The sequence below is a fragment of the Paracoccus sp. pheM1 genome (genome assembly GCF_018499825.1).
Lineage (GTDB): Bacteria > Pseudomonadota > Alphaproteobacteria > Rhodobacterales > Rhodobacteraceae > Paracoccus > Paracoccus versutus.
On the sequence record NZ_JAGXCX010000001.1, the window covers coordinates 173,019 to 192,790 of the forward strand.

General features: G+C 68.2%; 18 protein-coding genes. 9 read left to right on the forward strand and 9 right to left on the reverse strand.

What is annotated here, in order from left to right:
* Positions 1-9: 9 nt before the first annotated feature.
* From petA to KF941_RS00900, 5 genes are all read right to left on the reverse strand, one after another.
* On the reverse strand, positions 10-582 hold the full coding sequence (gene petA / locus KF941_RS00880) for a ubiquinol-cytochrome c reductase iron-sulfur subunit (RefSeq protein ID WP_208021296.1): 573 nt from the start codon (positions 580-582) through the stop codon (positions 10-12).
* A 197-nt stretch (positions 583-779) separates the two neighbouring features.
* A complete protein-coding gene (gene radC, locus KF941_RS00885) occupies positions 780-1,571 on the reverse strand; it encodes a DNA repair protein RadC (protein WP_072461654.1) in 792 nt (263 codons plus the stop codon).
* Positions 1,572-1,616: 45 nt separating this feature from the next.
* Positions 1,617-2,771, reverse strand: a complete 1,155-nt coding sequence (dnaJ, locus tag KF941_RS00890; RefSeq protein WP_036759083.1) for a molecular chaperone DnaJ — start codon at positions 2,769-2,771, stop codon at positions 1,617-1,619.
* Between the two features lie 81 nt (positions 2,772-2,852).
* Complete coding sequence (gene dnaK / locus KF941_RS00895) at positions 2,853-4,769, reverse strand: molecular chaperone DnaK (protein ID WP_036759063.1); 1,917 nt, start codon at positions 4,767-4,769, stop codon at positions 2,853-2,855.
* A gap of 257 nt (positions 4,770-5,026) precedes the next feature.
* A complete protein-coding gene (locus KF941_RS00900; RefSeq protein WP_036752462.1) occupies positions 5,027-5,848 on the reverse strand; it encodes an ABC transporter permease in 822 nt (273 codons plus the stop codon).
* 142 nt (positions 5,849-5,990) lie between these two features.
* Here KF941_RS00900 and cysQ point away from each other — a divergent pair, with 142 nt between their 5' ends.
* From cysQ to KF941_RS00945, 9 genes are all read left to right on the forward strand, one after another.
* Positions 5,991-6,788 carry a 3'(2'),5'-bisphosphate nucleotidase CysQ gene (gene cysQ / locus KF941_RS00905; protein ID WP_214272324.1) on the forward strand — a complete coding sequence of 266 codons (798 nt, stop codon included), beginning with the start codon at positions 5,991-5,993 and terminating at the stop codon, positions 6,786-6,788.
* Between the two features lie 5 nt (positions 6,789-6,793).
* On the forward strand, positions 6,794-7,594 hold the full coding sequence (locus KF941_RS00910; RefSeq protein WP_072461652.1) for a manno-octulosonate cytidylyltransferase: 801 nt from the start codon (positions 6,794-6,796) through the stop codon (positions 7,592-7,594).
* Positions 7,594-8,847: a glycosyltransferase gene (locus KF941_RS00915; RefSeq protein WP_214272325.1), complete on the forward strand. Its 1,254-nt coding sequence runs from the start codon at positions 7,594-7,596 to the stop codon at positions 8,845-8,847. The genes KF941_RS00910 and KF941_RS00915 overlap by 1 nt, the downstream gene beginning before the upstream one ends.
* A gap of 102 nt (positions 8,848-8,949) precedes the next feature.
* Complete coding sequence (locus KF941_RS00920; RefSeq protein ID WP_036752388.1) at positions 8,950-9,840, forward strand: UTP--glucose-1-phosphate uridylyltransferase; 891 nt, start codon at positions 8,950-8,952, stop codon at positions 9,838-9,840.
* A 6-nt stretch (positions 9,841-9,846) separates the two neighbouring features.
* Positions 9,847-10,845, forward strand: coding sequence for a UDP-glucose 4-epimerase GalE (galE, locus tag KF941_RS00925; protein ID WP_036752380.1), 999 nt, complete (start codon positions 9,847-9,849; stop codon positions 10,843-10,845).
* A complete protein-coding gene (locus KF941_RS00930) occupies positions 10,835-12,073 on the forward strand; it encodes a glycosyltransferase family 1 protein (protein ID WP_214272326.1) in 1,239 nt (412 codons plus the stop codon). Before galE ends, KF941_RS00930 begins: the two co-directional genes overlap by 11 nt.
* A gap of 28 nt (positions 12,074-12,101) precedes the next feature.
* On the forward strand, positions 12,102-13,127 hold the full coding sequence (locus KF941_RS00935; RefSeq protein WP_214272327.1) for a glycosyltransferase family 2 protein: 1,026 nt from the start codon (positions 12,102-12,104) through the stop codon (positions 13,125-13,127).
* Positions 13,124-14,818: a beta-1,6-N-acetylglucosaminyltransferase gene (locus tag KF941_RS00940; protein WP_214272328.1), complete on the forward strand. Its 1,695-nt coding sequence runs from the start codon at positions 13,124-13,126 to the stop codon at positions 14,816-14,818. The genes KF941_RS00935 and KF941_RS00940 overlap by 4 nt, the downstream gene beginning before the upstream one ends.
* On the forward strand, positions 14,815-16,209 hold the full coding sequence (locus KF941_RS00945) for a hypothetical protein (protein ID WP_214272329.1): 1,395 nt from the start codon (positions 14,815-14,817) through the stop codon (positions 16,207-16,209). Before KF941_RS00940 ends, KF941_RS00945 begins: the two co-directional genes overlap by 4 nt.
* A gap of 21 nt (positions 16,210-16,230) precedes the next feature.
* On the opposite strand, the gene KF941_RS00950 is transcribed toward KF941_RS00945, so the two are convergent.
* From KF941_RS00950 to mtgA, 4 genes are all read right to left on the reverse strand, one after another.
* The gene (locus KF941_RS00950) at positions 16,231-17,172 is read right to left on the reverse strand and encodes a DMT family transporter (RefSeq protein ID WP_036752370.1); all 942 of its coding nucleotides are present in this window, start codon (positions 17,170-17,172) and stop codon (positions 16,231-16,233) included.
* A complete protein-coding gene (queG, locus tag KF941_RS00955; protein WP_214272330.1) occupies positions 17,169-18,221 on the reverse strand; it encodes a tRNA epoxyqueuosine(34) reductase QueG in 1,053 nt (350 codons plus the stop codon). Before queG ends, KF941_RS00950 begins: the two co-directional genes overlap by 4 nt.
* The gene (locus tag KF941_RS00960; protein WP_036752368.1) at positions 18,202-18,891 is read right to left on the reverse strand and encodes a glutathione S-transferase family protein; all 690 of its coding nucleotides are present in this window, start codon (positions 18,889-18,891) and stop codon (positions 18,202-18,204) included. Before KF941_RS00960 ends, queG begins: the two co-directional genes overlap by 20 nt.
* Positions 18,892-18,978: 87 nt before the next feature.
* The gene (gene mtgA / locus KF941_RS00965; protein ID WP_072461646.1) at positions 18,979-19,737 is read right to left on the reverse strand and encodes a monofunctional biosynthetic peptidoglycan transglycosylase; all 759 of its coding nucleotides are present in this window, start codon (positions 19,735-19,737) and stop codon (positions 18,979-18,981) included.
* Positions 19,738-19,772 lie beyond the last annotated feature (35 nt).

The following is a 19,772-nucleotide window of genomic DNA, read 5'->3' on the forward strand; positions in this document are numbered from 1 at the left end:
TGCGCCTCCTCAGCCCAGTTTGATGGTGGTTTCGTCAAGGAATTCGGCAACGGGGATCCACATGTTCTCGGGCGCGGGGCCCTTGCGGATACGTCCGGCCTGGTCGTAATGCGAGCCGTGGCACGGGCAGAACCAGCCGCCGAAATCGCCGGCGCCGTCGCCGATCGGCACGCAGCCCAGATGGGTGCAGACGCCGATCATCACCAGCCATTCGCCGGCCTCGTCCAGCGTGCGGTTTTCGTCGGTGGCGGGCGCGTCGGGCTTGTTGGGGTTCTGGGCGCTCTGGTCGATCAGCTGGTTCAGCTGGACCGCGCGGCCGCCCTCGATCTCTTCCTCGGTGCGGCGGCGGATGAACACGGGCTTGCCGAGCCATTTCACCGTCAGCTGGGTGCCGGTCTCGACGCCGCTGACATCGACCTGGATCGAGGCGAGCGCCTGGACATCGGCCGAGGGGTTCATCTGGTTGACAAGGGTCCAGGCGGCGGCTCCGGCTGCGACGGTGCCGGCACCGGCCGTCGCGTAGTAGAGGAAGTCCCTCCGGGTGGCGCCGTGGTCGCCTGCGTGTTCGTCTGCGTGGGACACGGTTCTGATCTCCATTTATGCCCCGTAATCGGGGCGATACGACGGAACGGGTCGTGTTTATCGCACAGCCCTCGCCGGGCGGTTCTAGCGATCAAATCCGCGTCAGTCCAGCGGCCCCGGTGCGAGCCAGCGCCGCAAATCGACGCAGGTGTGGGATTTTGGTTGCGCGGGAAGCGCCGGCTTTTCGGCTGTTTGCGCTAAAGCAGTCCTTCGCTGCGAAAGCTCAGCTCGCGCGAGCGTCCGATGATCAGGTGATCGTGGACGGCGATTCCCATCACCTCGGCCGCGGCGGCGATGCGGGCGGTCATGCTGATGTCGGCCTGCGACGGCGTCGGGTCGCCCGAGGGGTGGTTGTGCACCAGGATCAGCGCGCTGGCGGTCAGTTCCAGCGCCCGGCGCATGATCTCGCGCGGATAGACCGGGACGTGATCGACGGTGCCGCGGGCCTGTTCCTCATCCGCGATCAGCACGTTCTTGCGGTCGAGGTAAAGCACGCGGAACTGTTCGATCTCGCGATGCGCCATGGCGGTGTGGCAATAGTCCAGAAGCGCGTCCCAGCTGGTCAGCACCGGGCGGTGCATGACGCGCGAGCGCGCCAGCCGCTGCGCCGCGGCCTCGACGATCTTCAGCTCCTGCACCACGGCGGGGCCGGCGCCCGCAACCTCGGCCAGCCGGGCGGGCGGGGCCGAAAGCACGCGGTTGAAATCGCCGAAATGGTCCAGCAGCCGGCGCGCCAGCGGCTTCACGTCCTGGCGCGGAATGGCGCGGAACAGCACCAGCTCCAGCAACTCGTAATCGGGCATCGCGGCCGCGCCGCCCTGCATGAAGCGGTCGCGCAGCCGGGCGCGGTGATCGGCGATATAGCTGGGCGGGCGGTTGCCGCGCGCCGGGAGGGCAGTCCCGGCGAGCGGCGCTTCGTCCCCCGCGGATCCTGGCACGGGGGCGAAAAGCGGAAGCGGAGCTTCGTGAAAGGCGCGATTCGGTTCCATGCCGCCAGACTGGCATGGAAAGATGAACGGGCGGTTAACGCCGGATCACCCTTTCATCTCGTCCCAGAAGCCCTTGATCTTCTGGAAAAATCCATGGGTTTGCGGGTTGTTGTCGGCGTGGATCGCCTCGAACTCGCGCAAAAGCTCCTTCTGGCGCGCGGTCAGGTTCACCGGGGTTTCGACCGCCAGCTCGATCAGCATGTCGCCGGGCTCGCCGTTCAGCCCCGGCCCGTGGCGCAGGGGCGGCATGCCCTTGCCGCGCAGCCGCAGCTGCTTGCCCGATTGCGTCCCGGCCGGAACCTTGACGCGCGAGCGGCCGCCGTCGATGGTCGGCACCTCGATCTCGCCGCCCAAGGCGGCGGTGGCCATGCTGACCGGAACCTGGCAGGCCAGCATGCGGCCGTCGCGCATGAAGATCGGGTGTTCCTTGACCTCGATGAAGATATAGAGATCGCCCGCCGGACCGCCGCGCATGCCGGCATCGCCCTCGCCGGCCAGGCGGATGCGGGTGCCGGTCTCGACCCCGGCGGGGATGTTCACCGAAAGCGTGCGCTCTTTCTGGACGCGGCCGGCGCCGCGGCATTCCTGGCAGGGATTCTTGACGATCTGGCCCTGGCCGTTGCAGGTCGGACAGGTGCGCTCGACGGTGAAGAAACCCTGCGTCGCCCGGACCTTGCCCATGCCCGAGCAGGTGGGGCAGGTGGCGGGTTCGACCGCGCCCTCGGCGCCGGTGCCGTTGCAGGCGCCGCAGGCGACCGAGCCGGGCACGGTGATGGTCTTTTGCACGCCGTTGAAGGCTTCCTCCAGCGAGACGCGCAGATTGTAGCGCAGATCCTGGCCGCGGCTGGCGCGCGAGCGCCCCCCGCCCCCGGCCCGGCGGCCCATCATGTCGCCGAACAGATCCTCGAACACATCGGCAAAGGCCGAGCCGAAATCGCCCTGGCCGTTGCCGCGGCCGAAGCCGCCGCCGCCATTCTCGAAGGCGGCATGGCCGAAACGGTCGTAGGCGGCCTTCTTCTGGTCGTCCTTAAGGCAATCGTAAGCCTCGTTCACTTCCTTGAACGCGGCCTCGGACAGCTTGCAATCCTTGTTGCGGTCGGGGTGCAGCTGCTTTGCCTTGGAGCGGTAGGCCTTCTTGATCTCGTCGGCCGAGGCGCCCCGAGGAACGCCCAGCACCTCGTAATAATCACGTTTCGCCATGTTCATCGCGTCCGGGGTCTTTCAAGAAATGACCGGCCCGTGCGGGTCTGCATCGGGCCGGCCGGGTGGCTCACATCGCGCTTACTTGCGCTTGTCTTCGCCGAGATCCTCGAAGTCGGCATCGACGATCTCGTCATCCACGTCGCGCGGGCCGGCGTCGCGCTCGGTCTCGCCGGCGCCCGCCTCGGCCTGGCTGGCCTTGTAGATGGCCTCGCCCAGCTTCATCGAGGCGTCCATCAGGTTCTGGATGCCGCCCTTGATCTTGCCGGCATCCTCGGACTTGAGGGCCTCTTCCAGCGCGCCCACGGCCAACTCGATCGCCTCGACGGTCGAGCCGTCCACCTTGTCGCCATGCTCTTCCAGCGACTTCCTGGTGGTGTGGATCAGGCTTTCGGCCTGGTTCTTGGCCTCGACCAGCTCCTTGCGCTGCTTGTCGGCCTCGGCATTGGCCTCGGCGTCCTTGACCATGCGGTCGATCTCGTCATCCGACAGGCCGCCCGAGGCCTGGATGGTGATCTTCTGCTCCTTGCCGGTGCCCTTGTCCTTGGCCGAAACCGAGACGATGCCGTTGGCGTCGATGTCGAAGGTCACTTCGATCTGCGGCATGCCGCGCGGCGCCGGCGGGATGTTTTCCAGGTTGAACTGGCCCAGCAGCTTGTTGTCCGCGGCCATCTCGCGCTCGCCCTGGAAGACCCGGATGGTCACGGCGTTCTGGTTGTCCTCGGCGGTCGAGAAGATCTGCGACTTCTTGGTCGGGATGGTGGTGTTGCGGTCGATCAGCCGGGTGAACACGCCGCCCAGCGTCTCGATGCCCAGCGACAGTGGCGTCACGTCCAGCAGAACCACGTCCTTGACGTCGCCCTGCAGCACGCCGGCCTGGATGGCCGCACCCAGCGCCACCACCTCGTCGGGGTTCACGCCTTTGTGCGGTTCCTTGCCGAAGAAGGCGGTCACTTCCTCGACCACCTTGGGCATGCGGGTCATGCCGCCGACCAGCACGATCTCGTCGATGTCGCCCTTGGACATGCCGGCGTCCTTCAGCGCGTCCTGGACCGGCTTCATCGTGCGCTTGATCAGGTCGCCGACCAGGCTTTCCAGCTTGGCGCGGGTCAGCTTCATGACCATGTGCAGCGGCGTGCCCGAATCCTTGTCCATCGAGATGAACGGCTGGTTGATCTCGGTCTGGCTGGAGCTGGACAGCTCGATCTTGGCCTTCTCGGCGGCTTCCTTCAGGCGCTGGAGCGCCATCTTGTCCTTGGTCAGGTCGACGCCATGTTCCTTTTTGAACTCCTCGGCGAGGTAGTTCACGATGCGCATGTCGAAGTCCTCGCCACCCAGGAAGGTGTCGCCGTTGGTGGATTTCACCTCGAACAGGCCGTCGTCGATTTCCAGGATGGTGATGTCGAAGGTGCCGCCGCCGAGGTCATAGACCGCGATGGTCTTGCTGTCCTTCTTGTCGAGGCCGTAGGCCAGCGCGGCCGCGGTCGGCTCGTTGATGATGCGCAGCACTTCGAGGCCCGCGATCTTGCCGGCGTCCTTGGTCGCCTGGCGCTGGGCGTCGTTGAAATAGGCGGGCACGGTGATGACGGCCTGGGTGACGGTCTCGCCCAGGTAGGATTCGGCGGTTTCCTTCATCTTTTGCAGGATGAAGGCGGAAATCTGGCTGGGCGAATACTTGTCGCCGCGCACCTCGACCCAGGCGTCGCCATTGCCGCCGTCCACGATGGCATAGGGGACCAGCTTCTTGTCCTTCTCGACTTCCGCGTCGGTGGTGCGGCGGCCGATCAGGCGCTTGACGGCAAAGACCGTGTTCGACGGGTTGGTGACGGCCTGGCGCTTGGCGGGCTGGCCGACCAGACGCTCGCTGTCGGTGAAGGCGACGATCGAGGGCGTGGTGCGCGCGCCTTCCGAATTCTCGATGACCTTGGGTTGGCTGCCATCCATGATGGCGACGCAGCTGTTGGTGGTTCCGAGGTCGATGCCGATGACTTTGGACATGCAATAACCTTTCTTGCGGCGATATTCTGGGCCTTGGGTCCACAAGCGGCCCCCGAAGCCCGATCCCTGGGTTGACCGAAGGGCGCCTGGTTCGGGAACCCTTCGAACTTCATGGGCCTATATAGGAAGGGGTCTGGCGGGCTGCAAGCAGACCCGAGGGCAGAAAACATGCGTCCGGCGCCCGTGTTGCAAGCGCCCCTGCGGCGGCGGGCGCGACCCGGCGGGCGGGGGCGCAGGAGAGGGGGCGGGGGCCGCCGTCACCGGCCGGCCGCCCAGCTGATCGAGACCGCCTTGCGGGTCGCGTATTCCGCCATCAGCCCGATCATCAGCAGCGTCAGCGTGGCATAGAGCGGATAGTCCAGCGACGAGTTGCGCGGCGAATAGTTGATGAAGGCGAAGCCCCGCGTCTGGTCGATCAGGTGGAACAGCGGGTTCCAGGAAAACATCTGCAGCATCGCGCTGGGCATCAGGTTCGCCACGAACATCTTGCCGGAAAACACCATGTTGATGCGCTGGTAGAACTGCGTCAGCACCTGCGCCGCCTGCGGCCACCAGGGCCGCAGGGCCAGGAAGATCAGCCCGATGCAGCAGCCCGAGAACCAGGCCAGCACCAGCATGGCATAGCAGGCCAGCGGGTTGTCGATCTGGATCGGCTGGATCATGTAGTGATAGCCGCTCAGCACCACGACGGCCGAGAAGGTCTGCTTGTAGAGCGAGGCGAGCGCCGCGGCCGAGATCATCACCGCGGTGTTCATCGGCCCGTGCTTCATCATCTGGTTGTTGGGGTTGCCGGCCATGGCCACCGCGCCCATGGCCTGCGAATGGGCCATGAACATGAAGATCCCGGACATGATATAGACGATGTAGTCGCCCCGGATCGGCGCGTGGCGCATGCCCATGATGGCGAAAAGCAGATAGAAGCCCAGGATCATGCTGATGGCCTGCACCACCGTCATGATCAGCCCGACCACGGCGTTGCGCTGGCCCTTGCGCAGGTTGTTGACCGTCACGTGATAGATCAGCGACAGCGTGGTGAAAGCGGCCTCGACCATGTTGCGGCTGCGGTGCTGGGTGAACATGGTCGGGATGGCTCTGGCTGCGGTTTCGGTTATGGCTTTCGCGGGGTGCTTGCCCTGCGCGGTCCGCCGCATCATAAGGAAGCCGACAGCCGTGTTCAATCGGCGCCGCATCCCCGATGCTTCGGGACGGAAAGGAAAAACCATGCAATTCGATCGAATGATTGCCGAAATGCGACGTCTTGCCCTGCGGGCCGGCGACGAGATCATGAAGATCTATGGCGCCGAGGATTTCGATGTGCGCGCCAAATCCGACGCCTCGCCCGTGACCGAGGCCGACGAGGCCGCCGACGCGCTGATCTCGGCCGGGCTGCGCGCGGCCTTCCCCGACATCGCGCTGGTGACCGAGGAACAGGCGGCGACCCATGGCCAGAGCCTTTCGACCTTCCTGATCGTCGATCCGCTGGACGGCACCAAGGAATTCGTGCAGCGTCGCGGCGATTTCACCGTCAACATCGCCTATGTGGAAAACGGCGTGCCGCGGCTGGGCGTGGTCTATGCCCCGGCCAAGGGACGGCTGTTCTATACCACCGCGCAGGGCGGCTCGGTCGAGGAAAAGGGTCCCTTTGGCGAAGAACCGGGCGAGCTGACGCCCATCGGCGTCAACTCGACGCCCGACAACCGGGCGCTGATGGTCGTCGCCTCGAAATCGCATCGCGACGCGGCGACGGACGACTATATCGCCCGCTACGGGGTGCGCGACATGACCTCGGCCGGCAGCTCGCTGAAGTTCTGCCTGGTGGCGACGGGCGAGGCCGATCTTTACCCGCGCCTGGGCCGGACGATGGAATGGGACACCGCCGCCGGCGACGCGGTGCTGCGCGGCGCGGGCGGCGAGGTGGTGCGATTCGACGACCACACCGCGCTGACCTATGGCAAGCCGGGGTTCGAGAACCCGTTCTTCATCGCCTTCGCCCCCGGCGTGCTGCTGGTCAAGGACTGACTCCCATGTCCGTCGTCATCGTCATCCCCGCCCGCCACGCCTCGACCCGCTATCCCGGCAAGCCGCTGGTCGAGCTGCGCGGCGCGACCGGCGCGGGGCTGTCGCTTATCCGCCGCAGCTGGGAGGCGGCGCGAGCCGTCCAGGGCATCGACCGCGTGATCGTCGCCACCGATGACGAGCGCATCCGCGCCCATGCCGAGGGCTTCGGGGCCGAGGTCGCCATGACCTCGACCGCTGCCCGCAACGGCACCGAGCGCTGCGCCGAGGCGGTGGCCAATCTGGGCGTGTCGCCCGAGATCGTGGTGAACCTGCAAGGCGACGCGCCGCTGACGCCTTCCTGGTTCGTCGAGGAACTGGTCGCCGGGCTGCGCGCCGATCCCGGCGCCGACGTGGCCACGCCGGTCCTGCGCTGTTCGGGGGCCATGCGCTCGGACCTGATCGCCGACCGGGTGGCGGGGCGCGTCGGCGGCACCACCGCCGTCTTCGGCCACGACCGGCGGGCGCTGTATTTCTCCAAGGAAGTGATTCCCTATGCCGCGGCGGATTTCGGCCCCAGCGAGCCGACGCCGGTCTTTCACCATGTCGGCGTCTATGCCTATCGCCCGGCGGCGCTGGCCGAATACCCGACCTGGGACGAGGGCCGGCTGGAGGCGCTGGAAGGGCTTGAGCAGCTGCGCTTCCTGGAACGCGGCCGCCGCATCCTCTGCGTCGAGGTCGAGGCGAAGGGCCGCGAGTTCTGGGAACTGAACAACCCCTCGGACGTGCCCAAGCTGGAAGCGATGATGCAGCGCATGGGCATCGCCTGATGCCCGAAGGCGGGCTGCCTTCGATCAGCATCATCGTTGTCTCGCGCCACCGGCCGCAGGCGCTGGCGCGCTGTCTGGCCTCGCTGGCCGGCCAGGTCCATGCCGGTTTCGAACTGGTGCTGGTGGCCGATCCCGCCGCCGTCGGCATCTGCCCGGAACTGCCGGCCAAGCGGCTGGCCTTCGACCAGGCCAATATCTCGGCCGCGCGCAACGAGGGGCTGGCGCTGGCGGCGGGCGAGGTGGTGCTGTTCATCGACGACGACGCGCTGGCCGAGCCGGGCTGGGCCGGGGCGCTGGCCGCGCCCTTTGCCGATCCGCGCGTCATCGCCGCCACCGGCTTCACCCGCGGGCCCGACGGGCTGCGCTGGCAGGTCCGGGCCGAGCGAATCACGCCTTCGGGCGCCACCCTGCCGCTGCATGTCGCCGAAACCGCGCTGCTTGCGCCCGAGAACGGCTGCCCGGTCAGCACCATCGGCACCAATTCCGGCTTTCGTCGCGATGCGCTGCTGCAGATCGGCGGCTTCGATCCGGCCTTCGCCTATTACCTGGACGAAAGCGACGCGAACCTGCGCATGGCGGCGCGGTTTCCGCATGGGCTGACGGCGGTGGTCCCGGCGGCGCAGGTGATCCATGGCGCCGCCCCCGGCGCCGTCCGGGGCGAGGCCGGGGTGCCGCGCGATCTGACCGCCATCGGCCGTTCCGCCGCGATCTTCGCCACGCGGCACGGCGGCGATGCGGGCTGGCTGCGCGAAGGCCAGCGCCGGCGGCTCCTGCGGCATATGGTGGCCGGCCGGCTCGACCCTTTCGCCATCGCGCCGATCCTGGCGACGCTGGACCGCGGCCTGGCGCAGGGCCGGGGGCAGGCGCCCGCCCCGCCGGTCTGGAACCGGCCCCCGCCGCCGCCGTTCCAGCCGCTGCCGCACCGGGCGCCGGGCGGCAAGCCGCTGTTTCTGGCCGGCTGGCACTGGCAGGCGCGCGCCCTGCGCGCCCGCGCGGCGCAAGCCGTGGCCCAGGGGCGGCCCACCGAACTGCTGCTGCTGACCCCCAGTTTCCTGCCGCATCGGCGGACCCGCGCCGCGGGCGGCTGGTGGGAACAATGGGGCGGTGTTTGGGGCGCCTCGCTGCCCAGAGACCCGCCTGTCATATTTCTGAGCAAGAATGCGCGCATTCTGCGCGAGCGAGGAAATTTGCCTGGACGGCGGAGCGAGATCAGCGGAAAATCGCCGCAAAACGCAAAAATTGAATCGCTTTAACATTTTAAAGGAACGACTGTGCCGGCCAGGCGCTTGTTGCGCAGGCGCCCGCAAAAAGGGATAAATGCCCTGCGTCGGTGCAGAAATCAGGAGACCGAATTCATGACTCGCAAAGTCACCAAGGCCATCTTCCCCGTGGCTGGACTGGGCACCCGCTTTCTTCCCGCCACCAAGAGCATTCCCAAGGAGATCATGACCTTGGTGGATCGCCCGCTGATCCAATACGCCATTGACGAGGCACGGGCGGCAGGGATCGAGGAGTTCATCTTTGTCACCTCGCGCGGCAAGGGCGCGCTCGAGGATTACTTCGACCACGCCCATGAGCTCGAATCGAGCCTGAAGAAATCCGGCAAGAACGAATTGCTGGACATCCTGCGCTCGACCAACATGGAATCGGGCGCCATCGCCTATGTCCGCCAGCACAAGGCGCTGGGGCTGGGCCATGCCGTCTGGTGCGCCCGCCGCCTGGTCGGCGACGAGCCCTTTGCCGTCATCCTGACCGACGACGTCATCATGGGCGAGCCGCCCTGCCTGCAACAGATGATCGAGGCCTATCAGGAAACCGGCGGCAGCATGGTCGCCACCATGGAGGTTCCGGCCGAGAAGACCAGGGCCTACGGCGTGCTGGACGTGTCCGAGGACATGGGCGCCATCGTCCGCGCCCGCGGCATGGTGGAGAAGCCCAAGGACAACCCGCCCTCGAACCTGGCCGTGATCGGCCGCTACATCCTGGCGCCCTCGGTGCTGAGCAACCTCAACAAGCTCAAGCAGGGCTCGGGCGGCGAGATCCAGTTGACCGACGCCATCGCCGACGAGATCGCCGAGGGTCGCGACGTGTTCGGCCTGCGCTTCCGCGGCCAGCGCTTCGACTGCGGCTCGAAGGCGGGCTTCCTGCAGGCGACCGTGGCCTTCGGCCTGGCGCGCGACGATCTGAGGGATGAATTTGCCGACTATCTTTCCGACGTCCTGGCAATGCGCAAGGCGGCGGAATAAGCGGGCATGACGAACAAGGTTCTGGTGACCGGCGGCGCGGGCTATATCGGCTCGCACGCCTGCAAGGCATTGCGCGCGGCGGGCTTCGAGCCCGTCACCTATGACAATCTCTGCACCGGCTGGCGGCAGGCGGTGAAATTCGGCCCCTTCGAGCAGGGCGACCTCATGGACCGGGCCCGGCTGGACGAGGTCTTTGCCCGCCACAAGCCCGTCGCGGTGATGCATTTCGCCGCGCTGAGCCAGGTCGGCGAGGCGATGCGCGAGCCGGGCAAGTATTGGCGCGGCAATGTCAGCGCCTCGCTGAGCCTGATCGAGGCGACGCTGGCGGCGGGGGTGCGGAATTTCGTCTTCAGTTCGACCTGCGCCACCTATGGCGACCATGACGGTGTCGTGCTGGACGAGACGACCGCGCAGACGCCGCTGAACGCCTATGGCGCCTCCAAGCGCGCGATCGAGGACATGCTGAAGGATTTCGGCGCCTCGGACGGGCTGAAATCGGTGATCTTCCGCTATTTCAACGTGGCCGGCGCCGACCCGGATGCCGAGGTGGGCGAGTTCCACCAGCCCGAGACGCATCTGATCCCGCTGATCCTGGACGCCATCGACGGCAAGCGCGCAGCGCTGACCATCCACGGCACGGATTATCCGACCCCGGACGGCACCTGCATCCGCGACTATGTCCATGTGATGGACCTGGTGGACGCGCATGTGCTGGGGCTGAAACACCTGCTGGACGGCAAGGTGGCCGAGGGCGGGCACGAGGTCTTCTGCCTGGGCACCGGCAACGGTTTCTCGGTGCGCGAGGTGATCGACCATTCCCGGCATGTCACCAACCGCGCGGTGCCGCTGACCGAGGGGCCGCGCCGTGGCGGCGATGCCGTCAAGCTGGTCTCGGGCAGCGAGAAGGCGGTCTCGGTGCTGGGCTGGAACCCGGCGCGCTCGACCCTGCCGCAGATGATCGGCGACGCCTGGCGCTGGCACCAGAACGGCGGATATGAGGCCTGATCCGGCGGTTCTGCTGGATGTCTCGCGGCTGATCTCGCGGCTCGGCGGTGGCCCGGCGACGGGCATCGACCGGGTCGAGGCGGAATGGCTGGCCCATCTGCAAGACCACCCGCACCTGCTGCTGTGCCGGGTGCGGCGCGGGCAGTTGCTGCTGCCGCCCCAGGCCGGGGCGGCGATCCTGCGCTGGCTGGGCGGGGCGCTGGACGACCTGCCGCCGCCCGACCTGCTGGACCGGCTGCGCGGGCGGCGCACCCTGGCCGCGCGGGCCGAGGCGGCGTTGCGCGGCATGGCGCTGGCACGGGCCGGTCGCGACGGGCGGGGCCTGGGCCGCGCCGCCCAGGCGCATCTGGGGCAGGGCGTCTATGTCAACGTCGGCCATGCCAACCTGCAACCGGGGCTGCTGGCGAACCTGCGTCCCCTGCCGCGGGCGGTGCTGATCCACGACACCATCCCGCTGGACCATCCCGAATTCACCCGTGCCGGCCAAGCCGGGAAGTTCCGCGACCGCTTCGCCGCCGCGCTGGGGCAGGCAGAGCTGATCCTGACCGTTTCGCAGGCCACCCGCGCCGATGTGCTGCGCTGGCGCGAGCGGCTGGGGCTGCCGGGCCATGCGCCGGTCGTCGCCGCGCCCATCGGCACCAGGCTGGCCGCGCCCGATCCGGCCGGGCTGCCGGCCGGCCTGGACCTGTCGCGCCCCTTCTTCGTCACCCTGGGCACCATCGAGCCGCGCAAGAACCACGGGCTGCTGCTCGATGCCTGGCAGTTGCTGGAGCGCGGGCCGAAGCCGCCGCAGCTGTTCGTCATCGGCCGCCGCGGCTGGGAGAATCGCGCGGTCTTTGCCCGGCTCGACCGCCTGCCGCCGCGCGGGCCGGTGCAGGAGCTTTCCGACCTGGACGACGGCGCGGTGGCGGCGCTGCTGAACCGCAGCCATGGGTTGCTGATGCCCAGCCGGGCCGAGGGCTTCGGCCTGCCGCTGACCGAGGCGGCCGGGCGCGGCATCCCGGTCCTGGCCACGCCCTTGCCGGCGGCGCGCGAGATGCTGGGCGATTACGCGACCTGGCTGTCGCCCGACGCCCCCGCCGACTGGGCGGCCGAGATCGCGCGGCTGGCGGCCGCCCCGCCGCTGCGGCGGCCGGCCTTGCCGGTGCCGGCCTGGGACGGGCATTTCGCGCATTTCCACGCGGGGTTGAGCGAAACATTGCGCCTCTCGGAGGTTGCGTCTATGTGACGGGCAGTAAAAGGTAAAAAGAGTTCCCGTGCCGCGCCCGTTCAGGATTATCCGGCGTAAACTGAGGCTCCGCGCCCGCCGTCAATGGCTGCTGGGGCGCGCGATCCGCCGTCGCCGGCAGTTGCATCCGGTCTGGGACCGCACCGCCCGAATCGCGCCGGGCGACATCCTGCTGTTCATGACCATGCGCAACGAGGCGCCGCGCCTGCCGTGGTTTCTGGACTATTACCGGGCGATGGGCATCCGGCACTTCCTGGTGGTGGACAACGGCTCGCAGGATGGCGGGCGCGAATACCTGGGCGAGCAGCAGGACGTCTCGGTCTGGCTGACCCATGCCAGCTACAAGGCGGCGCGCTTCGGCATGGACTGGATGAACTGGCTCTTGCACCGCCATGGCGCGGGGCATTGGTGCCTGACGGTCGATCCCGACGAATTCCTGGTCTATCCCCATCACGACACCCGGCCCCTGCAGGCGCTGACCGACTGGCTGGATGCCAGCAACATCCGCGCCTTCTCGGCCATGCTGCTGGACATGTATCCCCAGGGCTCGCTGGCCGCCGAGCCCTATCGCGCCGGGCAGGATCCGTTCCAGATCGCGCGCTGGTTCGACCCGGCCAATTACGTCATCCGCAAGAACGGCGAATACGGCAACCTGTGGATCCAGGGCGGGCCGCGGGCGCGGGCCTTCTTTGCCGACGATCCCGAAAACGCCCCGGCGCTGAACAAGATCCCGCTGGTGCGCTGGCAGCGGGGCCAGGCCTATGTCAGCTCGACCCATATGCTGCTGCCGCGCTCGCTGAACCTGGTCTATGACCAGGACGGCGGCGAAAAGGCCTCGGGTTGCCTGCTGCATGCCAAGTTCCTGTCCAGCTTCGTCGAGAAATCCGCCGAAGAGCTGGGCCGGCGCCAGCATTACGCCGACAGCCAGGAATACCTGGCCTATCACGCCGGGCTGCGCGACGACCCGGATTTCTGGTGCGAGCAGTCCTGCGCGCTGCGGGACTGGCGCCAGCTCGAGGATCTGGGCCTGATCTCCAAGGGGAACTGGGCATGAGCGACGCGCCGGTGCGGCTGGGCGTGGTCATGCTGTGCCACGAGGAACTGCCCATCGCCGCCCGCATGGCGCGGGTCTGGGCCGAGGGCGGGGCGGCGGTCGCGGTCCATGTCGATGCCCGGACGGCCGAGGATGCGGTCCGGCCCATGCGCGCCGGGCTGGCCGACCTGCCGCAGGTGCTGTTCAGCCCGCGCCATCCCTGCGAATGGGGCACCTTCAGCCTGGTGCGCGCCACGCAGGACGCCGCATCCCTGCTGCTCGGGCGGTTCGGGGACGTGACGCATGTGCTGGTCGTCTCGGGCGCCTGCCTGCCCTTGCGGCCGGTGGCGGATCTTTGCGCCTATCTGGCGTCGCATCCCGGACGCGACTTTATCGAAAGCGTGACGGCCGAGGATGTCGGCTGGACCGTCGGCGGGCTGAACGAGGAACGCTTCACCCTGCATTTCCCCTTTTCCTGGCGGCGCCGGCACAAGCTTTTCGACCGCTATGTCGCGCTGCAGCGCCGGCTGGGCTACAAGCGCCGCATCCCGCGGGGCCTGGTGCCGCATCTGGGCTCGCAATGGTGGTGCCTGACGCGGGCCACGCTGGGCGCGATCCTGGCCGATCCGCGCCGGGCCGAGTTCGACCGCTATTTCAGCCGGGTCTGGATCCCGGACGAAAGCTATTTCCAGACCCTCGCCCGCCGCCATTCCAGAAGCATCGAAAGCCGCTCGCTGACGCTGGCCAGGTTCGACGACCAGGGCAAGCCCTATATCTTTTACGACGACCACCTGGAGCTTTTGCAGCAATCGCGCTGCTTTGTCGCGCGCAAGATCTGGCGGGGTGCGGATCGGCTTTACCGGCATTTCCCGCCCGCCGAGGCCGCGGCCCCCCCGGCCGCCGAGCCCCGCCCCGAGCGGGTGGAACGCATCATCGCGCAGGCGGTGGCGCGCCGGCGGCTGGGCCGGCCGGGGCTTTACATGCAAAGCCGCTTTCCGCTGAAGGACCGCGAGAACGGCAAGACCGCCGCGCCCTATGCCCTGTTCCAGGGCTTCACCGACCTGTTCCCCGGTTTCGAATCCTGGCTGGCCGGGCGGATCGACGCCGATGTGCATGGCCATGTCTTCGCCGTGCAGGGCGTCGAGTTCGCCGGCGGCAAGCCGCTGGGGCCGGGGGCGCTGCCCCACAGCGCCGGGCTGCGCGACCTGGACCAGCGCGGCTTCCTGGCCAACCTGATCCGCAGCTCGCAGCGGATGCAGGCCTGGCAGTTCAGCCCGCGCGACGGGCAGGAAATGAACTGGTTCCTCGCCACCGATCCCAATGCGCGCATCTTCGTCGTTACCGGCGCCTGGGCGGTGCCGCTGCTGCATTCCGACATGCCCTTCGACGACATCCGCCGGGTCGCCGCCATCCTGCAACGCACCGAGCTGGCGCAGATGGAGGTGCTGAACTCGGTCTGGCTCAAGGCGCGCACGCAGGTCTGGGATCTGGGCGATGTCTGCGCCCGGCCCGCGACCGTGCTGGGCGGCCTCCTGCAAGGGCTGGGCGGCGATGCCCGCGCCGCGGCCGACCTGCCCCGGATGTGCGACATCGCCGGCATGGGGCGGTTCCTGCAAAGGCTGCGCAATGCCGGGCTGCATCCGCGGCTGATGGGGGATTTCCCGGTGGCCGATCCCGCCCCACCGACCAGCCAAGGAAACCCCGCGCCATGATCCAGCCCTTTCGCAGCTTCGTCATCTTCGCCGAGATGCGCACCGGCTCGAACCTGCTCGAGGCGACGCTGAACGCCGTCAAGCGCGTCACCTGCTTTGGCGAGGCGTTCAACCCCTACATGATGGGCTGGCCCGACAAGGACGAGCTGAAGGGCATCACCATGGCCGAGCGCGAGGCCGATCCCCACCGGCTGCTGGCCGCGATCTTCGACAAGCCGAACCACCTGCCGGGGTTTCGCTATTTTCACGACCACGACCCGCGCGTCCTGGACGCCATCATCGAGGATCGGTCCTGCGCCAAGATCGTGCTGACCCGCAACCCGGTGGACAGCTATGTCTCGACCGCGCTGGCGCGGGCGACGAACCAGTGGAAGCTGAACGAGACCGAAACCCCGATCCCCGCCGCCGTGCGCTTCGACGGCGCCGCGTTCCGGCAGGCGGTGGGCGAGATCGAGGCGTTCCAGCTGAAGGTCATGCACCGGCTGCAAGTGACCGGCCAGGCCGCCTTCTGGCTGGGCTACGAGGATCTGCGCGACGCCGAGGTGATGACCGGCCTTTTGCACTGGCTGGGCCGCACCGACCTGGAGCGGGTCGAGCCGGCCAGCGACCAGGTGCCGCAAAACCCGCGCGAACTGTCCGAGAAGGTCGAGAATTTCGACGAGATGCAGGCGGAACTGGCGCGCCTCGACCCGTTCATGCTGCGCCGCATCCCGAATTTCGAGCCGCGCCGCGGTCCCGCCGTGCCCTCGTTCCTGGGGGCCGAGGCGGGCAGGGGGCTGATCTTCATGCCGGTCAAGGGCGGGCCGACCGGCCGGGTCGCGGACTGGCTGCGGGCGATGGGTGCGGTCGCGGGCGATTTCACCCAGGCCAGCCTGCGGCAATGGAAGCGCCAGCATGTCGGCCATCGCAGCTTCACCGTGCTGCGCCATCCGCTGCTGCGGGCCTGGAAGGCGTTCGAATCGCTGACCCAGGGTAGGAATGCCGAATTGCGCGACCTGCTGCGGCGGATCCATCGCGTGCCGCTGCCGCCCGATCCCGAGTTTGCGGCGCTGGACCAGGGCCGCAAGGCCGAGCTGTTCGCGGCCTTCCTGGACCTGCTGCGCCGCAACCTGAACGGTCAGACCACGCTGCCGACCTATCCCGGCTGGGCCAGCCAGTCCGAGGTGCTGGCCGGGTTCGCCCGCTTCGGCGCCCCCGACATGGTGCTGCGCGAGGCGGACCTGCCGCGCGAGCTGTCCTGGCTTGCCGCCAGCGCCGGCATCGGGGCGCCGGCCGACCCGCCCAGGGCCGAGCCCTTCCCGGATTTCCTGAACGACCAGGAACTGCGCGCCGCGGCGAAAAGGGCCTATCTGCGCGACTACGTCGCCTTCGGCTTTGCCGGCCAGCCCTAGCCTGGCCCGGCCCAGCCGTGACTAGCCCTGTGGGGTCATGGCCTTGCGCTGGCGGTTGCGTTCCAGCCCCAGCTGCCGCTCGCGCCAGATGATCAGTATGCCGGCGGTGATGACCAGCGCCGCGCCTGCCAGCATGACCAGCGTCGGCGCCTCGTCGAAGATGAACCAGCCGATCAGCAGCGCCAGCAGCATCGAGGCATATTCGAAGGGCGCGACCAGCGAGGCATCGGCATAGCGATAGGCCGAGGTCAGCAGGATCTGCCCCAGCCCGCCCAGCAGCCCGATCGTGACCAGCAGCGCGGCGGTCTCGGCATCGGGCCAGACCCAGCCGAAGGGCAGCGTCAGCAGCCCCAGCAGCGTCGACGTGACCGAGAACCAGAACACGATGGCCGAGGTGCGTTCCTCCTGCACCAGCTTGCGCACGAAGATCTGCGCCAGCGCCGTGCAGGCGGCGCCCGACAGCGTGACCATGGCGCCCAGGCTTTCCCTGTAGCCCATGGCGGCGCCGAAGCTCAGCCGCGGCGACAGCACGATGACCACGCCGACCAGCCCCAGCACCACCATGGACAGGCGGAACAGCCGCACGTCCTCGCCCAGGAACATGGCGGCGAAGATCACCGTCAGCAGCGGCGCGGCATAGCCGATGGCCGTGACCTCGGGAAAAGGCAGCAGGGCCAGCGCCCAGAAGCCCAGCCCCATGGCCGCAGTGCCGATCACGCCGCGATAGAAATGCCCCATCGGGCGAAAGGTCTTCAGCCCCACGCCCAGCTCGTGCCGGAAGGCCAGCCAGACCAGGATGACCGGGATGGCGAAGAGCGAGCGGAAGAACACCTGCTGGCCCGGCGGCACGCCCAGGCCCCCCTGGGCGGTGGCCTTGACGATCGAGGCCATGATGGTGAACACCAGCACGCTGAGGCATTTCAGCAGGATGCCGCGCAGCGGGCTTGGGGGCGTATGGATCATGGCAATCGCTCGCATGCCCAGCGTGCCGCATCGGCGACCGCGGGGTCGGGGTCATCGGCCAAGGATTCGGCCAGCGGGCGCAGATGTGCAAGCCCCGAATTGCCGATGGCGTAAAGCACGTTGCGCACCATGCGGTCGCGCCCGATGCGCTTGATCGGGCTGCCCGAGAAACGCTCGCGGAAACCCGCATCGTCCAGCGCCGCCAGTTCCGCCAGCGCCGGCGCGCCATGGGGCCCGTGATAGCGCAGCTCGGTCGCTTCCTGCGCGAACTTGTTCCAGGGGCAGGCGGCCAGGCAATCGTCGCAGCCATAGATGCGGTTGCCCAGGCTCGGCCGCAGCTCGGGGTCGACCGGCCCCTTGTGCTCGATGGTCAGGTAAGAGATGCAGCGCCGCGCATCCAGCTGGTAGGGCGCCGGAAAGGCCCCGGTCGGGCAGGCGTCGAGGCAGGCCCGGCACGAGCCGCAATGGCTGCGTTCCGCCGTGTCCCTGGGCAGCTCCAGCGTGGTGAAGATCGCGCCCAGGAAGAACCAGCTGCCCAGCTCGCGCGACAGCAGGTTGGTGTGCTTGCCCTGCCAGCCCAGGCCCGCCGCCTGCGCCAGCGGCTTTTCCATCACCGGGGCGGTGTCGACAAAGACCTTGATCTCGCAGCCGGTCAGCCCGACCAGCCAGCCGCCCAGGCGCTTGAGCCGCTTCTTGACCAGGTCGTGGTAGTCCTTGCCCTGGGCATAGACGCTGACCGCGCCGCGGTCCTTGTGGCCGATGGCCTCCATCGGATCATGCTCGGGCGTGTAGAGCTCGGCCAGCATGATGACCGAACGCGCCTCGGGCCACAGGCTTCCCGGCGAGGCGCGCCAATGCGCCCGCTCGGCCATCCAGCCCATCTGGCCGTGGCGGCCCTGCTCCAGGAAGGCGGCCAGCCGCTCGGGCAGCTGCGGGTTGGCGTCGGGGGCGCAAATGCCAAGGGCCGAGAAACCCTCGGCCCGTGCCTGCTGTTCCAGCCGCGAACGGATCTCCGCCGGGTCGGTCGGCCTAGAAGTCGAGCAGCGCATAATGCGGCGCCGGGTGGACGCCCGGCAGGTGGTCGGCCAAAAGGCTGCGGAAGGCGGGCCGCGACTTGATCTTGGCATACCATTCCTGCACCTCGGCCGAATGGGTCCAGTCCACGTCCGAGATATAGTCGAGGCAGGACAGATGCGCGGCGGCGGTGAAATCGGCCAGCGTCATCACGTCGCCCGCCAGCCAGCGCCGATGTTCCAGCAGGCCCTTCATGTAGTCCAGGTGATAGCGGATCGCCGAAAGCCCGGCCTTGACCGTGCGCGAATCCGGGTAGCCCAGGCGCATCACCTTCTTCCAGACCCGCTCGTTCATCACCGGGCGCGTCACCTCGGCGTTGAACTTGTCATCGAACCAGGCGCAAAGCCGGCGCACCTCGTAGCGCTCGGCCGGCAAGGCCGGCATCAGCGAGGGCTGCGGCTGGATTTCGTCCAGGTATTCGCAGATCGCCTGGCTTTCGGCCAGAAGCCGGCCGTCCATGCGCAGGACCGGCAGCTTGCCCGCCGGGTTGCGGCGCATGATTTCCGAGCCCGGCTCCCAGAAACGGTCCTCGACCAGCTCGACCTCGATGCGCTTTTCGGCCAGCACCAGACGGACCTTGCGGCAAAAGGGCGACAGGGCGACATGGTAAAGGCGAATCGTGGAACTGGGCGAGGGCGTGTTCATGGGTGGAAAAACCGGTTCGTTCTCGGGCTTCCGGTTGATACGCTTGGGGACGCGCAGTTTCAACCGCGATGCGCGGCAGGGCGCGGATCAGCGCCCAAGCCCCAGGCAGGAATCGCGGCCATCCGCCCGGATCGTCTCGGCGCCGCTGACGATCGAGCGGGTGCGGGCCGAGCCGGTCTGCGGGTTGCGCGTGCGCGGCGCCGGCAGGATCGAGGCCAGCGCCGCCGCCTGCCGCAGGCTCAGCTTGTCGGGCGTGGTCTTGAAATAATACTCCGAGGCGGCCTTGATGCCAAAGACGCCGCGGCCGAATTCGGCGATGTTCAGGTAGACCTCGACGATGCGGCGCTTGGACCACAGCGCCTCGATCATCGGGGTATAGGTCGTCTCCATCACCTTGCGCGGCCAGCTGCGCCCCTGCCACAGGAAGACGTTCTTCGCCGTCTGCTGGGTGATGGTCGAGGCGCCGCGCGACGAGCCCGAGGCGATCACCCGGCGGATCTCGACCATGTCGAAGCCCCAGTGGTTGCAGAAATTGGCGTCCTCGGCCGCGACCACGGCGCGGACCATATGCGCCGAGACCTGGTCCAGGCCGACCCATTCGCGCGTGGCCCGGCCGGGAAATTCGCGTTGGCCCTGGATGATGGTCCAGGTGGTCGGCGGGTTGATGAAGGAAAACAGAAAGACCAGCACGAACATCAGCGCCAGCAGCCGCGCGCCGATCCAACTGGTCCAGGACCAGAGCCACCGCACCAGGCGGCGCAGCGGCCGCCCGACGCGCAGGCCGCGGCGCCGGCGCGTCACCTGCGCCTCGGGGTTGTCGTCAAGGGTGTCCGTGCGGTGGGGCATGGGGGCGTCCTGTCACGCCCATGCCCCTTGCGTCA

Bases quoted from the DNA above. Each gene is read 5' to 3' on its own strand.
- KF941_RS00915 (WP_214272325.1), top strand. From the start codon at position 7,594: ATGCCCGAAGGCGGGCTGCCTTCGATCAGCATCATCGTTGTCTCGCGC.
- KF941_RS00945 (WP_214272329.1), top strand. From the start codon at position 14,815: ATGATCCAGCCCTTTCGCAGCTTCGTCATCTTCGCCGAGATGCGCACC.
- KF941_RS00910 (WP_072461652.1), top strand. From the start codon at position 6,794: ATGTCCGTCGTCATCGTCATCCCCGCCCGCCACGCCTCGACCCGCTAT.
- KF941_RS00950 (WP_036752370.1), bottom strand. From the start codon at position 17,172: ATGATCCATACGCCCCCAAGCCCGCTGCGCGGCATCCTGCTGAAATGC.
- KF941_RS00900 (WP_036752462.1), bottom strand. From the start codon at position 5,848: ATGTTCACCCAGCACCGCAGCCGCAACATGGTCGAGGCCGCTTTCACC.
- queG (WP_214272330.1), bottom strand. From the start codon at position 18,221: ATGCGCTGCTCGACTTCTAGGCCGACCGACCCGGCGGAGATCCGTTCG.
- KF941_RS00960 (WP_036752368.1), bottom strand. From the start codon at position 18,891: ATGAACACGCCCTCGCCCAGTTCCACGATTCGCCTTTACCATGTCGCC.
- dnaJ (WP_036759083.1), bottom strand. From the start codon at position 2,771: ATGGCGAAACGTGATTATTACGAGGTGCTGGGCGTTCCTCGGGGCGCC.
- KF941_RS00920 (WP_036752388.1), top strand. From the start codon at position 8,950: ATGACTCGCAAAGTCACCAAGGCCATCTTCCCCGTGGCTGGACTGGGC.
- KF941_RS00940 (WP_214272328.1), top strand. From the start codon at position 13,124: ATGAGCGACGCGCCGGTGCGGCTGGGCGTGGTCATGCTGTGCCACGAG.
- KF941_RS00930 (WP_214272326.1), top strand. From the start codon at position 10,835: ATGAGGCCTGATCCGGCGGTTCTGCTGGATGTCTCGCGGCTGATCTCG.
- galE (WP_036752380.1), top strand. From the start codon at position 9,847: ATGACGAACAAGGTTCTGGTGACCGGCGGCGCGGGCTATATCGGCTCG.
- radC (WP_072461654.1), bottom strand. From the start codon at position 1,571: ATGGAACCGAATCGCGCCTTTCACGAAGCTCCGCTTCCGCTTTTCGCC.
- dnaK (WP_036759063.1), bottom strand. From the start codon at position 4,769: ATGTCCAAAGTCATCGGCATCGACCTCGGAACCACCAACAGCTGCGTC.
- mtgA (WP_072461646.1), bottom strand. From the start codon at position 19,737: ATGCCCCACCGCACGGACACCCTTGACGACAACCCCGAGGCGCAGGTG.
- cysQ (WP_214272324.1), top strand. From the start codon at position 5,991: ATGCAATTCGATCGAATGATTGCCGAAATGCGACGTCTTGCCCTGCGG.